Consider the following 13,741-nt stretch of genomic DNA (forward strand, 5'->3'; position numbering starts at 1 on the left):
TAATTTAGCCAGGTTCAATAAGAGAGACGTTTAATGAACTTGCTGCAAATGGATATGAACCTGTTAAAAGTACTGTATGTGCTGCTGGAGACGAGCTCTACGGGGAAAACGGCGCAAAAGCTGGCTTTATCGCCTTCTGCGGTAAGTCATGCGTTAATGAGATTGCGCGATGCGCTAAACGACCCGTTGTTTCGACGGGAAGGGAACCGCCAGATTGCTACGCCTTATGCGCAGGCGCTGCGTGACAAATTGGCGCCTGTGTTTGTTTCGCTTAATGAGGAGCTGTTTGGCGATAAAGAGAACGGCTCCCGTTGTTTCCGGGTGGTACTTCCTCCCGCATTGAACGCGCTGCTTACGCCCGTTCTCGCAGAGAAAGGTCATCTTCATCAGGCGGTGATCGAGTGCCTTCCTTTTGCCCGCCGACCCTGGCGTGATGAACTGTTGGATAGCTCGGTTGATTTGGTGCTGGCAATTGGCGACCATCAAAAGCAGGTCAGCGCTCTGCATTACGAGCGGGTGGGGACTACGCGTTTGATCGCGGTTTATGGCGCGCCATTGCGTTCACGTCTGGAGAATGCCACAGCGTTGAATTTTGCTGATCTACAGCATTATCAACACATTTACTGTTTGCCGTGGACAAAAGAGAACAACGAACTGGACAGGCAGCAGGCTCGTGCCGGGTTTGAACGCCCGCTGGCGTTTGTTTGTCATGATTACAGTCAACTGGCGCCTGCTGTCCAGTCGGCGCCGCTAATGGCGATTGTACCGCGCCCCTGGTATGAAAATTTATCCGATAAGCGCGGTCTTTTTGTCCTGCCGCTTGCCGGGGAGCAGGCGGAAGGCGCTATTTTTATGCAGTATCGGGCTTCAACGGTAGAGTGGAAGCGGCGCCTTATCGACGCTATTCGCCGGAAATTAAAAACGTACTACCGATAAACGCGAGAGCCCGCATAAGGCGGGCTCTATGACATATTGAGCGCCAGAATTATTCAATATTCTGGATTTGCTCGCGCATTTGCTCGATCAACACTTTTAATTCAATAGCGGAGTTAGTTACATCAGCGTTGATGGATTTGGAGGCCAGGGTGTTCGACTCACGGTTAAATTCTTGCATCATGAAGTCCAGACGGCGACCTACCGCCTCTTTTTTCTTCAGAATGTTGTAAGTCTCTTTGACGTGCGCTTCCAGACGATCCAGCTCTTCCGCCACATCAATGCGCTGCGCCATCATCACCAGCTCTTGCTCCAGACGGTTGTTTTCCAACTGAACCTGAGCATCTTCCAGCTTCGCGACCAGGCGCTCACGCTGCCATTGCAGGATTTCCGGCATATGCGCGCGGACTTTCGCTACTTCGGCGCTGACGCCTTCCAGACGTTGTTCAATCAGTGCTTTCAGCGCCTGGCCTTCCGTTTCGCGCGCGACGATAAAGTCATCCAGGGTACCGTCCAGCGCGGCTAAAATTTCTGCGGCAATCGCGTCCAGATCCTGCTCTTGCGCCGCCATGACACCTGGCCAGCGCAAAATATCAACCGGATTGATTTCCCCTTCGTCGCTCTGCATTTTGACCCAGTTTGCGGCGCTAACTAATTGTTTCGCGAGCTTTTCATTCAGAATAAGCTCGCCTTGCGCGCTGGCATCGGGTTCAAAACGCAGCATACATTCGACTTTGCCACGCGTCAGGCGTGTACGAATGCGTTCGCGCACGACGGGTTCAAGACTACGGAACTGTTCCGGCAGACGAAAGTAAGTTTCCAGATAACGCTGGTTTACCGAGCGCATTTCCCAGGTCGCGCTACCCCATTCACCCTTGATTTCACGCCGGGCGTAGGCGGTCATACTGCGGATCATAGATGTTCCCGTTTTTAAAGGAGAGATGAGGGGATTATAGCTATCCAGGCCTTGTCAGGATAGGAATAACCATCGGAAGTCCGTATAATGCGCAGCCACATTCGTTTTAAGCCGGAGATCTCAATATGCGTCCAGCAGGCCGTAGCGCTAATCAGGTGCGTCCCGTAACCCTGACCCGTAACTATACAAAACACGCTGAAGGCTCGGTACTGGTCGAATTTGGAGATACCAAAGTGTTGTGCACCGCCTCCATTGAAGAAGGCGTCCCTCGTTTTCTGAAAGGGCAAGGCCAGGGGTGGATCACCGCAGAGTATGGCATGTTGCCTCGCGCTACCCATACCCGTAATGCGCGTGAAGCGGCAAAGGGTAAGCAGGGCGGCCGTACTATGGAAATTCAGCGTTTGATCGCGCGTGCGCTGCGTGCGGCGGTCGATCTGAAAACGCTCGGCGAATTTACCATTACGCTGGACTGCGATGTAATCCAGGCCGATGGCGGTACGCGTACAGCGTCTATTACCGGTGCCTGCGTGGCGTTGGCGGATGCGCTGAATAAATTGGTTGCCAACGGTAAGCTGAAAACCAACCCGATGAAAGGCATGGTGGCGGCGGTTTCCGTAGGCATCGTTAACGGCGAAGCGATCTGCGATCTGGAATATGTTGAAGATTCCGCAGCAGAAACCGACATGAACGTCGTGATGACTGAAGACGGCCGCATTATTGAAGTACAGGGTACCGCGGAAGGCGAGCCGTTCAGCCATGAAGAACTTCTCACTTTGTTGGCGCTGGCCCGAGGGGGAATTGAATCCATTGTGGCGACGCAGAAGGCGGCGCTAGAAAATTGATTTTAAGGCGACTGAAAAGTCGCCTTTTTTTTGTCCGTAAATTTCGTAAATGATGAAAGTAAGAAAAGGAGCGAATCCATGAAACCGTATCAGCGCCAGTTTATTGAGTTTGCGCTTAACAAGCAGGTACTAAAGTTTGGCGAGTTTACGCTGAAATCCGGGCGCAAAAGCCCCTATTTCTTCAACGCCGGGCTGTTTAATACCGGGCGCGACCTGGCGTTGTTAGGCCGTTTTTATGCCGAAGCGCTGGTGGATTCCGGTATTGAATTTGATCTGCTGTTTGGCCCCGCGTACAAAGGTATTCCGATCGCGACGACGACGGCGGTTGCGCTGGCGGAACATCACGATAAAGACCTGCCGTACTGCTTTAACCGCAAAGAGGCAAAAGATCATGGCGAAGGCGGGAGTCTGGTGGGCAGCGCGCTACAGGGCCGCGTGATGCTGGTGGATGACGTGATTACCGCAGGTACGGCGATTCGCGAGTCGATGGAGATTATTCAGGCGCACGGGGCTACGCTGGCTGGCGTACTGATTTCGCTGGATCGTCAGGAACGTGGCCGCGGCGAGATTTCCGCGATTCAGGAAGTGGAGCGCGACTATGGTTGTAAGGTTATCTCCATCATTACGCTGAAAGACCTGATTGCCTATCTGGAAGAAAAACCTGATATGGCTGAGCATCTGGCGGCTGTGCGAGCATACCGGGAAGAATTTGGCGTGTAAGCGAATTGCCCGGTGGCGCTTTACCGGGCTTATGTTTCTGTCGCCTGGATAAGGCGTGAGCCACTATCCAGTCAGCGTTACTGTAGCTGAGCGGCAATGAGCGGCCAGCGGGCGTCGAAATCGTCCGTTGGGCGGTATTTAAATTCGCTACGTACGAACCGTGAAAGCATCCCTTCACAGAAGGCTAACAGTTGGCTTGCCAGCAGATTTTCATCCGTCGTGTAGCCTTCGCCTTCACGCATTCTTTTTTCTCGTAGCACCTGGCGGAGCTGCGCTTCGATGCGTTCAAAAAGCTGATTAATGCGCCCCTGCAGGCGATCCTGTTCAAACATCAGCGCGTGCCCGGTAAGAATGCGCGTCAGGCCAGGGTTGCGTTCGCCAAAACCCAGAATCAGCAACACAATCAGGCGCAAACGCGTGCTGGTGTTTTTTTCATCTTTTAAAATCAGATTGATACGGGTAATCAGACTATCTTCGATAAACTCAATCAGGCTATCGAACATGCGGGTCTTGCTGGGAAAATGGCGGTATAGCGCCGCTTCGGAAACGCCGACCGAGGCCGCCAGTTTTGCCGTCGTGATGCGTTGGCTTCCATCGCTGGATTCAAGCATCAGCGCCAGTGACTGAAGTATTTCTTCGCGACGATTCCTTTTCGCAGTTTGTTTTTCTGCCATGTTACAAAATACCCCTGAAAATAAGCACTTGCCAGGCGAGCACCCACGCTATAACCGCAAACTCAGCGCTTGCGGCAGTATTATGACGTTATGGGGATGCGTAAAATTTACTTACGGCCAGAATGACCGAAGCCGCCCTCGCCACGTTCGGTGGCGTCAAATGCTTCCACCAGATTAAATTCGGCCTGAACGACCGGAACAAACACCATTTGCGCGATACGTTCGCCCGGTTCAATGGTAAAACTGTCCTGACCACGGTTCCAGATCGAAACCATCAGTTGCCCCTGATAATCGGAATCAATCAGCCCGACCAGGTTGCCCAGCACGATACCATGTTTATGGCCCAGGCCCGAACGCGGCAACATGACTGCCGCCAGTGATGGATCGGCGATATGAATGGCCAGTCCGGTAGGTACCAACGTCGTTGCGCCAGGCGCCAGTTCTACGGCGTCGTCGAGACAGGCGCGCAGGTCAAGCCCGGCAGAACCAGAAGTAGCATAAGTCGGCAGCGGAAACTGCTGACCAACACGCGGGTCCAGAATCTTAACGTCGATTTTTTTCATCATAACGGGTCACGATCTCGTCGAGTAATAATTGGCCCAGGAGTTCTTTCCGCTCAAGCGGTAAGACTTTATCTCCATCCTGCCAGAAAAGGTGTAAAGCGTTTTTATCGCTATTAAATCCCTGATTTGAAAGAGAAACATCATTTGCACAAATCAGGTCAAGGTTCTTACGGATACGTTTTTGCCGGGCGTATTCTTCCACATTATTCGTTTCCGCGGCAAACCCAACAACGTAGGGGCGATTGTCACTGAGTGCGGCCACCCCGGCGACAATGTCCGGGTTTTTGACCATTTTTATTATTAATTCATCACTTTGCGCCGCCTGTTTTTTGATTTTTTCACTGGCAATAGTCTCTGCGCGATAGTCAGCCACGGCGGCGCAGCTAATGAAAATATGCTGCTGTTGAACGGCGGCCTGAACAGCGGCTTCCATGTCCAGCGCGGTTATGACATCAACCCGTTTTACAAAAGGCGGCGTCGGTAACGAAACGGGACCGGAGACCAGCGTGACATTTGCGCCGCGACGCGCGGCGGCCGCCGCAATAGCGAAGCCCATTTTACCGGAGCTGTGGTTGGAAATATAACGCACCGGGTCGAGCGGTTCGCGCGTCGGGCCTGCCGTAATCATGATATTAATATGTCGCAAATCGTTGACGGCAGCGATTTGCGCGGCGGCCTTATCAACGATAACTAATGGGTCCAGCATTCGGCCTGGGCCTACGTCGCCGCACGCCTGACTGCCGCTATCCGGCCCCCAAATGAACAGGCCGCGAGAGGCGAGCACCTCCAGATTATGTTGCGTGGCGGCAGCGCGGTACATCTGTTGGTTCATGGCCGGAAGCACGGCCACCGGGGCTGGCGTCGCCAGGCAGATGGTGGAGACTAAATCATTAGCCATACCCGATGCTACACGGGCGATCAGATCGGCGGTCGCGGGAGCAAGAATCACCAGGTCGGCCCATTTCCCCAACTCGATATGCCCCATCGCGGCTTCGGCGGCAGGGTCAAGCAGACTGTCGGATACGGGATAGCCCGACACTGCCTGTAAGCTCAGGGGGGTAATAAAGGCTTTTGCCGCCTCGGTCATTGCCACGCGCACGTCAGCGCCGCGCTCACGTAAACGGCGCACCAGCTCCGGCGTTTTATACGCAGCGATACCGCCGCTAACGCCGAGAACAATTTTTTTACCGGCCAGGCTCATCATGTCTTTCCTGTTGGGTGACTTTGAAAGGCGGCTATTTTATCACAATCTCTACGGCGTCGTGTCTTTGCCTGCGCTCCACTTTGCGAGGCGCTACGCAAGAGCAAAATCGGGGCGTCGATCTCTCCCAAAGGCTGTGCCACTATGCCGCTTCCTTAAAAAAGGAGGTGCGCGTATGGATACGTTGGACGAATTATTACCGCGTGAAAAAATGCTCAGATCCGGCATTGCTTCCCTCAGCGACGTGGAGCTGCTGGCGCTTTTTTTACGTACCGGCACGCCGGGAAAAGATGTTATGACGTTGGCAAAAGAGATATTGCAGCACTTTGGGTCGCTGTATGGCCTGCTGTCGGCGGACTTTGCGCAGTTTCGCGGCGTAAACGGCATCGGCCTGGCGAAATTCGCGCAGTTGAAAGGCATTGCTGAGCTGGCAAGGCGCTATTACAGCGTGCGCATGAATGAGGAAAGTGCGTTGCTGAGTCCGGAAATGACGCGGGAATTTCTGCAAAGCCAACTGACGGGCGAAGAGCGTGAGATCTTTCTGGTGATCTTCCTAGATGCCCAGCACCGGGTGCTTCAGCACAGCCGCCTGTTTTCCGGCACGCTTAACCACGTAGAGGTGCATCCGCGTGAGATTGTTCGGGAAGCGATTAAACTCAATGCTTCAGCGGTCATTCTGGCGCATAACCACCCTTCAGGCTGCGCAGAGCCAAGTAAAGCAGATAAACTTATCACTGAGCGCGTGATAAAGTGTTGCCAGTTTATGGATATCCGGGTGCTCGATCACCTGATAATTGGGCGCGGAGAGTACGTTTCTTTTGCCGAACGCGGCTGGATTTAAGATTCTTTGCGCGATCCATCGGGATCTTTGTCTGTTCGGGACTTGAGCATATCGCCGGGTCAGCGTATACTACGCCACCTTTGAGAATCTCGGGTTTGGCATTTGGGCCTGGCAATCGAGAGTTCAATAGAACTGCGCGATGACCAGGCTGTAAAGCCTGACGAGGCGCCGATACCCCATACGAAGCTCGAGCTAATTTGATTTTTGGAGAATAGACATGTCCCGAGTCTGCCAAGTTACTGGCAAGCGTCCGGTGACCGGTAACAACCGTTCCCACGCACTGAACGCGACTAAACGCCGTTTCCTGCCTAACCTGCACTCTCACCGTTTCTGGGTTGAGAGCGAGAAGCGTTTTGTCACCCTGCGTGTATCTGCTAAAGGTATGCGTATCATCGATAAAAAAGGCATCGAAACAGTTCTGTCTGAACTGCGTGCCCGTGGCGAAAAGTACTAAGTACTAAGAGGAAATAAATCATGGCTAAAGGTATTCGTGAGAAAATCAAGCTGGTTTCTTCTGCTGGTACTGGTCACTTCTATACCACTACGAAGAACAAACGTACTAAACCGGAAAAACTGGAACTGAAAAAATTCGATCCAGTTGTCCGTCAGCACGTGATCTACAAAGAAGCGAAAATCAAATAATTCTCGCTTTGATGTAACAAAAACCTCGCTTCGGCGGGGTTTTTTGTTTTCTGGCCGTCCCCATATTAATGAGACCTGCCACACAGCCGGAGACGTTATGCCTGAATTACCCGAAGTTGAAACCAGCCGCCGGGGTATTGAACCCCATTTAGTTGGCGCTACTATCCTGCACGCCCATATCCGTAACGGCCGTCTGCGCTGGCCGGTTTCAGACGAAATTTATCGTCTGAGCGATACACCCGTCCTTAGCGTTCAGCGTCGTGCTAAATATTTACTGCTGGAGCTGCCTGACGGCTGGATAATTATTCACCTGGGGATGTCGGGAAGCTTGCGGATATTGTCGGAAGCGCTGCCGGCGGAAAAGCACGACCATGTCGATTTGGTGATGAGCAACGGCAAAATTCTACGTTATACCGATCCTCGCCGCTTTGGCGCCTGGTTATGGACCAAAGAGCTGGAAGGGCATAACGTACTGGCGCATCTGGGACCGGAGCCGCTAAGCGATGAGTTTAATGGCGAATATTTGCAGCAGAAATGCGCGAAGAAGAAGACGGCGATTAAACCCTGGCTGATGGATAACAAGCTGGTGGTCGGCGTGGGGAATATCTACGCCAGCGAGTCGCTGTTTGCCGCTGGTATTCACCCTGACCGCCTGGCGTCGTCACTCTCGACAGAGGAGTGCGACCTGCTGGCACGGGTGATTAAAGCCGTTTTGCTGCGCTCTATTGAACAAGGCGGGACAACGCTGAAGGATTTTCTGCAAAGCGATGGGAAACCGGGCTATTTTGCGCAGGAGTTGCAGGTGTACGGGCGCAAAGGCGAGCCGTGTCGGGTATGCGGTACGCCGATAGTCGCAACGAAACACGCACAGCGTGCGACGTTCTATTGCCGTCACTGTCAGAAGTAAAACGCCAGGCCCGGCAGGGAAGGAAACTTATTTCAACTTATCCATTAGCGCCTGATGCACATTGTCCGGCAGAAAGTGGGTCACATCGCCCTGATGGCGCGCCACTTCTTTGACCAGCGACGATGAAATAAACGACCACTCTTTGGACGGCATCAGGAAAACGCTTTCCAGTTGCGGCATCAGATGGCGATTCATATGCGCCAACTGCATTTCATATTCAAAATCCGCCACCGCGCGCAGACCACGAATCAGGATATTCGCCTGTCTGTCGCGGGCGAAATTGGCCATCAGGTCGCTAAAGCCCACCACCTCTACGTTACCCAGGTGTGCGGTCGCTTTTTGCGCCAGCGCCACACGTTCGTCCAGGGTGAACATGGGTTTCTTGCCGGGGCTGGCGGCGATGGCCAGAATGACATGGTCGAACATCTGCGTTGCGCGCGTCACAATATCGAGATGACCGTTAGTAATCGGATCAAACGTACCTGGATAAATCGCCCGTTTTTGCATGACAGTCCTCAATGCGTTTTCGGTGGCAGATAAGGTTCCAGCAGTTGCAGCAGACGCTGGAGCGCGCCCTGATTTTGATACAGCACTTCAACTGCGTGACGTCCGTAGAAATTACGATAATCAGCGTCGGTCAGTAAAGAGGAAACTTCTTTTGCCAGCGTAGCCGCATCGGTAATCGTGATAAGTCCGCTCGCCTGATCCAGACGGGCGCAAATATCTTTAAAGTTAAAGGTATGCGGACCCATCAGTACCGGAATCGCATGAGCGGCGGCCTCCAGCGGGTTATGACCGCCGCGTTCAACCAGCGAACCACCAACAAAGGCGAGATCGGCAATGCCATAGAGCAACATTAATTCGCCCATGGTATCGCCTACCACGACCTGGGTGCTGGCGGACGGTACTTCGCCCGAAGAACGAGTGATGTAGCTTAACCCTGCCTGACGCACAAGATTGATAGCATCCGGGAAACGCTCCGGATGGCGGGGCACCAGAATCAGTAATAAATTCGGGAATTGATGTAATAACGCCTGGTGAGCGGCGATAACGATACTCTCTTCGCCATCGTGGGTGCTGGTGGCAATCCAGACCGGACGGTGCGGCGCCCACTGGCGGCGTAGCGTAACGGCTTTAGCCGCCAGCTGCGGCGTAACTGAAATATCAAATTTCAGACTGCCGGTGACCGTGACCTGATTGTTCTTCGCGCCCAATGCCACAAAGCGTTCGCCATCTTCTTCGTTTTGCGCGGCAATCAGGGTGATACGGCGCAAGAGCGTACGGACAAACTTGCCAAGCTTCGCATAACCCGCGGCGGAGCGGGCGGAAAGCCGCGCATTAGCGATAACCAGCGGAATATGACGTTTGTGCAGCGCAGCAATCAGATTTGGCCAGAGCTCAGTCTCCATGATCAATACCAGCTTAGGATCAATCTTATTGAGGAAACGATTGAGCGCATCGGGCAAATCATAAGGCAAGTAAACGTGCTGAACATCGTTGCCAAAGGCGGACTGGACGCGCTCCGAGCCGGTCGGCGTCATGGTCGTTACGGTAATAGGCAGATCGGGATAGCGATGACGTAGAGCGCGGACCAATGGGATGGCCGCCAGAGTTTCGCCCACCGAGACGGAATGCAGCATGATTCCGCCCGGTTTCAACGGACGGCGGTAGAATCCGTAGCGTTCACCCCAGCGTTTACGATAGGCCGGCGCTTTACGTCCACGCACCCAAAGCCGTATCCAGATCAGAGGCTGAATAAGGTAGAGAAGAGCGGTGTAAAGCAATTCGAGCATAGTAAATAGCTGACTTATGGATGTGCTGGGGATTCTATGTATTTAGCCTGGGCTTTACCATTACTTTTCCCATTTTTGCGCCAAATTGGCTCAGAAGCGAGGATTCCAGGCGCTGAACCCCATTATTTTTGCATTTTTACGCAATCCATTGAAATTTGCCGCCCTTGTCGCCCCAGACAATGGGAATGACCATTCACAAGAGAGGGATAAATTAATATCTCTTTGAATTTATGATTAAAAAAATGATTGTGTATAAAAATTATTCGTATCGGATTGCTGCGAAAGAAGTGTTACACTAGCGCATCTAAAATGAGTGCGGTATTAGCCATCGGGTTGCTGTGAAGCCTGGGGCGGTAGCGTGCTTTTTTCTGCTTATTTATCCGGACAATTTCAACCAAAGAGTCGCTTGTGGAAAAGCCATTTCGAAGAATTCTGATTATAAAAATGCGTTTTCATGGAGACATGTTACTTACCACCCCTGTCATCAGCACGCTGAAGCAGAATTATCCCGATGCAAAAATCGATGTGCTTCTTTACCAGAACACCATACCGATATTGTCGGAAAATCCGGAGATTAATGCACTCTACGGCATCAGTAACAAAGGCGCAGGAACAAAAGAGAAGATCAAAAACGCGCTATCGCTAATCAAAAAATTGCGTGCTAACTCGTATGATCTGGTCGTCAATCTCACCGATCAGTGGAGCGTGGCGCTTATTGTGCGTTTTTTAAACGCAAAAATAAAAATCTCGCAGGATTTCGGTAATCGTCAGTCTGCTTTATGGAAAAAGAGCTTTACGCATTTAGTACCTTATGCGGGAGAACATGCTGTTGAGCGCACATTATCCGCGCTAAAGCCGTTAGCGCTAAAACAGTATGTCACGGAAACCACCATGAGCTATCGCCCGGAACATTGGGAAAACATGCGACAACAGCTCAAACAACTTGGTGTGACCCGACAATATGTTGTTATTCAGCCTACGGCACGGCAGCTATTTAAGTGCTGGGATAATGATAAATTCTCGCAGGTTATTGATGCCGTGCAGCGCCGCGGTTATCAGGTTGTACTGACGTCAGGCCCGGCCGCAGACGAGATGGCCTGCGTGGATGCTATTGCACGCGGCTGTGAGACAAAACCGGTTACTGGTCTGGCGGGTAAAACTCGCTTTCCTGAATTGGGCGCATTGATTGACCATGCGGATCTCTTTATCGGCGTTGATTCGGCCCCCGGTCATATTGCCGCAGCAGTCAAAACGCCGGTCATTTGTCTTTTTGGCGCGACGGATCATGTATTCTGGCGTCCCTGGACCGACGACATCATTCAGTTTTGGGCAGGAAATTATCAGCCGATGCCTGAACGGCATGAGCTTGATCGTAATAAAAAATACCTTTCCGTGATTCCGGCTGAAGATGTTATCGCCGCGACGGAAAAAATGCTGCCGCATGAGGCACGCCCCATAGATTTGGACAGCCTGCTATGAGAGTTGCCTTTTGCTTATATAAATATTTTCCTTTTGGCGGTCTGCAGCGTGATTTTATGCGTATTGCTCAAACCGTGGCGGCGCGAGGTCATCAGGTTCGTGTTTATACTCAGTCATGGGAAGGGGAATGCCCGGATAACTTTGAATTAATCCGCGTGCCGGTTAAATCCCGGACGAACCACGGTCGTAACGCAGAATATTATGCCTGGGTGCAACACCATTTGCGCGACCACCCTGTCGATCGGGTGGTTGGATTCAATAAGATGCCGGGCCTTGATGTGTATTACGCCGCAGACGTGTGTTACGCCGAAAAAGTCGCACAGGAAAAAGGATTTTTCTATCGCCTGACATCACGCTATCGGCATTATGCTGCTTTTGAACGCGCCACGTTTGAACACGGCAAGCCGACGCAACTATTAATGCTGACGAATAAGCAGATTGCTGACTTCCAAAAACATTATCAGACTGAAGCGGAGCGTTTCCATATTCTTCCTCCGGGGATTTACCCGGACAGAAAATATAGCCAACAGATCCCAAACAGTCGTCAAATTTATCGTCAGAAAAATGGTATCTCAGAACAGCAAAAATTACTGTTGCAAGTAGGGTCTGACTTTACCCGTAAAGGTGTGGATCGCTCTATTGAAGCGCTGGCATCGCTACCCGAATCTTTACGGCAAAATACGGTGCTCTATGTTGTCGGGCAGGATAAGCCGAAGAAGTTTGCAGCACTGGCTGAAAGAAGCGGCGTCGGCACGAATGTGCATTTTTTCTCCGGACGTAATGATATCGCGGAGTTAATGGCGGCAGCCGACCTTTTACTGCATCCAGCCTATCAGGAAGCTGCTGGTATTGTTTTGCTGGAAGCCATTACTGCTGGTTTGCCGGTGCTGACAACCGCGGTGTGCGGTTATGCACATTATATTGTGGATGCAAACTGTGGCGAAGCGATGACTGAACCATTCCGCCAGGATGCGCTAAATGAGGTTTTACTCAAAGCGCTGACACAGCCTTCCTTACGCAACGCCTGGGCTGAAAATGCGCGGTATTATGCTGATACCCAGGATTTATACAGCTTACCGGAGAAGGCCGCGGATATTATTACAGGTGATTTAGATGGTTGAGCTGAAAGCGCCGTTAACCACACTATGGCGCGGTAAAGATGCTTTTGAGGAAGTAAAAACGTTACAGGGCGAAGTGTTCAGAGAGCTGGAGACGCGTCGAACATTGCGGTTTGAGCTGGACGGTAAAAGCTACTTCCTGAAGTGGCATAAAGGTACTTCGCTGAAAGAAATTGTGAAGAACCTGATTTCGTTACGTATGCCTGTTCTGGGCGCTGACAGAGAATGGCACGCCATTCATCGTCTACATGAGCTGGGCGTTGATACGATGCACGGCGTTGGTTTTGGTGAAAAAGGCGTAAACCCGCTAACCAGAACATCATTTATTATCACCGAAGATTTAACGCCTACCATTAGCCTTGAAGACTACTGCGCTGACTGGGCTGTTAATCCACCGGACGCGCAGGTGAAGTGGATGATCATTAAGCGTGTTGCGACTATGGTACGTAAAATGCACGCCGGGGGAATTAACCATCGCGACTGTTATATTTGCCACTTTCTTCTGCATTTACCTTTCACTGGTCGCGAAGAGGATTTAAAAATCTCCGTAATCGACCTGCATCGCGCGCAGATACGCCAGCGTGTTCCCCTTCGCTGGCGTGACAAAGATTTAATTGGGCTTTATTTTTCTTCAATGAATATTGGCCTGACTCAGCGAGATATATTCCGGTTTATGCGTGAGTATTTCTCTCTTCCCCTGCGAGAGATTTTGCAAAAAGAATCGGGGTTGATTCACCAGGCGGATGTTAAAGCCGCTCGAATTAAAGAAAGAACAATAAGAAAAAATCTGTAATTATAATAATTATGCACTCAGTGAGTAATTTATGAGTGAGACAAGGATAGACAGAATGTCTGACATTAAAAGTTATATTTCAAACCAAAAAAACATAATTCAACATGATGATTTTTTTGGAAGAGGACTGGACATTGCTCTTTGCTTTGATCATGGTTTTATAATGCCAGCAGGTGTGGCAATATATTCCATTATCGAAAATAATAAAGATATTGAATACGCCTTAAAGCAAAAAAAGAGATGTCAGGTAAAAATTACTCCATAGGGTTATATTACTATTTTTGCTATTTAATATCTAAAGTCTTTAGATTAAGGTTTT

Annotated in this window: 17 protein-coding genes; 11 read left to right on the forward strand and 6 right to left on the reverse strand. The window is 51.2% G+C overall.

Going from position 1 to position 13,741, the window contains the following annotated elements; all coding sequences use genetic code 11:
* Positions 1–33: 33 nt before the first annotated feature.
* On the forward strand, positions 34–936 hold the full coding sequence (locus J1G48_RS00505) for a LysR family transcriptional regulator (protein WP_001050866.1): 903 nt from the start codon (positions 34–36) through the stop codon (positions 934–936).
* 49 nt (positions 937–985) lie between these two features.
* On the opposite strand, the gene J1G48_RS00510 is transcribed toward J1G48_RS00505, so the two are convergent.
* Complete coding sequence (locus J1G48_RS00510) at positions 986–1,849, reverse strand: YicC/YloC family endoribonuclease (protein ID WP_000621352.1); 864 nt, start codon at positions 1,847–1,849, stop codon at positions 986–988.
* 125 nt (positions 1,850–1,974) lie between these two features.
* On the opposite strand from J1G48_RS00510, the gene rph reads away from it, so the two are divergent.
* The gene (gene rph, locus J1G48_RS00515; RefSeq protein ID WP_001247078.1) at positions 1,975–2,691 is read left to right on the forward strand and encodes a ribonuclease PH; all 717 of its coding nucleotides are present in this window, start codon (positions 1,975–1,977) and stop codon (positions 2,689–2,691) included.
* A gap of 78 nt (positions 2,692–2,769) precedes the next feature.
* Positions 2,770–3,411 carry an orotate phosphoribosyltransferase gene (gene pyrE, locus J1G48_RS00520; RefSeq protein ID WP_000806167.1) on the forward strand — a complete coding sequence of 214 codons (642 nt, stop codon included), beginning with the start codon at positions 2,770–2,772 and terminating at the stop codon, positions 3,409–3,411.
* A gap of 77 nt (positions 3,412–3,488) precedes the next feature.
* Here the strand turns inward: pyrE and slmA are convergent, their stop codons facing one another.
* From slmA to coaBC, 3 genes are all read right to left on the reverse strand, one after another.
* Positions 3,489–4,085 (reverse strand): nucleoid occlusion factor SlmA, encoded by a 597-nt coding sequence (gene slmA, locus J1G48_RS00525; protein WP_000818607.1) that lies wholly within the window; start codon positions 4,083–4,085, stop codon positions 3,489–3,491.
* A gap of 107 nt (positions 4,086–4,192) precedes the next feature.
* Positions 4,193–4,651 carry a dUTP diphosphatase gene (dut, locus tag J1G48_RS00530; protein WP_000976078.1) on the reverse strand — a complete coding sequence of 153 codons (459 nt, stop codon included), beginning with the start codon at positions 4,649–4,651 and terminating at the stop codon, positions 4,193–4,195.
* Positions 4,629–5,849: a bifunctional phosphopantothenoylcysteine decarboxylase/phosphopantothenate--cysteine ligase CoaBC gene (gene coaBC / locus J1G48_RS00535; RefSeq protein ID WP_000050177.1), complete on the reverse strand. Its 1,221-nt coding sequence runs from the start codon at positions 5,847–5,849 to the stop codon at positions 4,629–4,631. Before coaBC ends, dut begins: the two co-directional genes overlap by 23 nt.
* Positions 5,850–6,024: 175 nt before the next feature.
* On the opposite strand from coaBC, the gene radC reads away from it, so the two are divergent.
* From radC to mutM, 4 genes are all read left to right on the forward strand, one after another.
* Positions 6,025–6,690 carry a DNA repair protein RadC gene (radC, locus tag J1G48_RS00540; RefSeq protein ID WP_000380129.1) on the forward strand — a complete coding sequence of 222 codons (666 nt, stop codon included), beginning with the start codon at positions 6,025–6,027 and terminating at the stop codon, positions 6,688–6,690.
* 217 nt (positions 6,691–6,907) lie between these two features.
* The gene (gene rpmB / locus J1G48_RS00545; RefSeq protein WP_001519051.1) at positions 6,908–7,144 is read left to right on the forward strand and encodes a 50S ribosomal protein L28; all 237 of its coding nucleotides are present in this window, start codon (positions 6,908–6,910) and stop codon (positions 7,142–7,144) included.
* Positions 7,145–7,164: 20 nt separating this feature from the next.
* Positions 7,165–7,332, forward strand: a complete 168-nt coding sequence (rpmG, locus tag J1G48_RS00550; RefSeq protein WP_001051798.1) for a 50S ribosomal protein L33 — start codon at positions 7,165–7,167, stop codon at positions 7,330–7,332.
* A gap of 97 nt (positions 7,333–7,429) precedes the next feature.
* On the forward strand, positions 7,430–8,239 hold the full coding sequence (gene mutM, locus J1G48_RS00555) for a bifunctional DNA-formamidopyrimidine glycosylase/DNA-(apurinic or apyrimidinic site) lyase (RefSeq protein ID WP_001114515.1): 810 nt from the start codon (positions 7,430–7,432) through the stop codon (positions 8,237–8,239).
* 27 nt (positions 8,240–8,266) lie between these two features.
* On the opposite strand, the gene coaD is transcribed toward mutM, so the two are convergent.
* Together coaD and waaA are read right to left on the reverse strand one after the other, a co-directional pair.
* Positions 8,267–8,746, reverse strand: coding sequence for a pantetheine-phosphate adenylyltransferase (gene coaD, locus J1G48_RS00560; RefSeq protein WP_001171884.1), 480 nt, complete (start codon positions 8,744–8,746; stop codon positions 8,267–8,269).
* A gap of 8 nt (positions 8,747–8,754) precedes the next feature.
* A complete protein-coding gene (gene waaA, locus J1G48_RS00565; protein WP_000891582.1) occupies positions 8,755–10,032 on the reverse strand; it encodes a lipid IV(A) 3-deoxy-D-manno-octulosonic acid transferase in 1,278 nt (425 codons plus the stop codon).
* Between the two features lie 408 nt (positions 10,033–10,440).
* Between waaA and rfaQ the strand changes: the two genes are divergently transcribed.
* The 4 genes from rfaQ to J1G48_RS00585 are packed head-to-tail and all read left to right on the forward strand — an operon-like array spanning position 10,441 to position 13,687.
* Complete coding sequence (rfaQ, locus tag J1G48_RS00570; RefSeq protein ID WP_001522125.1) at positions 10,441–11,511, forward strand: lipopolysaccharide core heptosyltransferase RfaQ; 1,071 nt, start codon at positions 10,441–10,443, stop codon at positions 11,509–11,511.
* Positions 11,508–12,632, forward strand: coding sequence for a glycosyltransferase family 4 protein (locus J1G48_RS00575; protein ID WP_001261577.1), 1,125 nt, complete (start codon positions 11,508–11,510; stop codon positions 12,630–12,632). Before rfaQ ends, J1G48_RS00575 begins: the two co-directional genes overlap by 4 nt.
* Positions 12,625–13,422 (forward strand): lipopolysaccharide core heptose(I) kinase RfaP, encoded by a 798-nt coding sequence (gene rfaP / locus J1G48_RS00580; RefSeq protein ID WP_000229830.1) that lies wholly within the window; start codon positions 12,625–12,627, stop codon positions 13,420–13,422. Before J1G48_RS00575 ends, rfaP begins: the two co-directional genes overlap by 8 nt.
* Before the next feature lie 55 nt (positions 13,423–13,477).
* On the forward strand, positions 13,478–13,687 hold the full coding sequence (locus tag J1G48_RS00585; RefSeq protein ID WP_001280093.1) for a hypothetical protein: 210 nt from the start codon (positions 13,478–13,480) through the stop codon (positions 13,685–13,687).
* The last annotated feature ends 54 nt before the right edge of the window (positions 13,688–13,741 follow it).

Origin of the sequence: Salmonella sp. SAL-020 (assembly GCF_017372215.1) — a bacterium.
Taxonomy (GTDB): Bacteria; Pseudomonadota; Gammaproteobacteria; order Enterobacterales; family Enterobacteriaceae; genus Salmonella; species Salmonella enterica.

Coding starts and splice junctions, on each gene's coding strand:
- J1G48_RS00505 (WP_001050866.1), top strand. CDS start 34: ATGAACTTGCTGCAAATGGATATGAACCTGTTAAAAGTACTGTATGTG.
- J1G48_RS00510 (WP_000621352.1), bottom strand. CDS start 1,849: ATGATCCGCAGTATGACCGCCTACGCCCGGCGTGAAATCAAGGGTGAA.
- rph (WP_001247078.1), top strand. CDS start 1,975: ATGCGTCCAGCAGGCCGTAGCGCTAATCAGGTGCGTCCCGTAACCCTG.
- pyrE (WP_000806167.1), top strand. CDS start 2,770: ATGAAACCGTATCAGCGCCAGTTTATTGAGTTTGCGCTTAACAAGCAG.
- slmA (WP_000818607.1), bottom strand. CDS start 4,085: ATGGCAGAAAAACAAACTGCGAAAAGGAATCGTCGCGAAGAAATACTT.
- dut (WP_000976078.1), bottom strand. CDS start 4,651: ATGATGAAAAAAATCGACGTTAAGATTCTGGACCCGCGTGTTGGTCAG.
- coaBC (WP_000050177.1), bottom strand. CDS start 5,849: ATGAGCCTGGCCGGTAAAAAAATTGTTCTCGGCGTTAGCGGCGGTATC.
- radC (WP_000380129.1), top strand. CDS start 6,025: ATGGATACGTTGGACGAATTATTACCGCGTGAAAAAATGCTCAGATCC.
- rpmB (WP_001519051.1), top strand. CDS start 6,908: ATGTCCCGAGTCTGCCAAGTTACTGGCAAGCGTCCGGTGACCGGTAAC.
- rpmG (WP_001051798.1), top strand. CDS start 7,165: ATGGCTAAAGGTATTCGTGAGAAAATCAAGCTGGTTTCTTCTGCTGGT.
- mutM (WP_001114515.1), top strand. CDS start 7,430: ATGCCTGAATTACCCGAAGTTGAAACCAGCCGCCGGGGTATTGAACCC.
- coaD (WP_001171884.1), bottom strand. CDS start 8,746: ATGCAAAAACGGGCGATTTATCCAGGTACGTTTGATCCGATTACTAAC.
- waaA (WP_000891582.1), bottom strand. CDS start 10,032: ATGCTCGAATTGCTTTACACCGCTCTTCTCTACCTTATTCAGCCTCTG.
- J1G48_RS00575 (WP_001261577.1), top strand. CDS start 11,508: ATGAGAGTTGCCTTTTGCTTATATAAATATTTTCCTTTTGGCGGTCTG.
- rfaP (WP_000229830.1), top strand. CDS start 12,625: ATGGTTGAGCTGAAAGCGCCGTTAACCACACTATGGCGCGGTAAAGAT.
- J1G48_RS00585 (WP_001280093.1), top strand. CDS start 13,478: ATGTCTGACATTAAAAGTTATATTTCAAACCAAAAAAACATAATTCAA.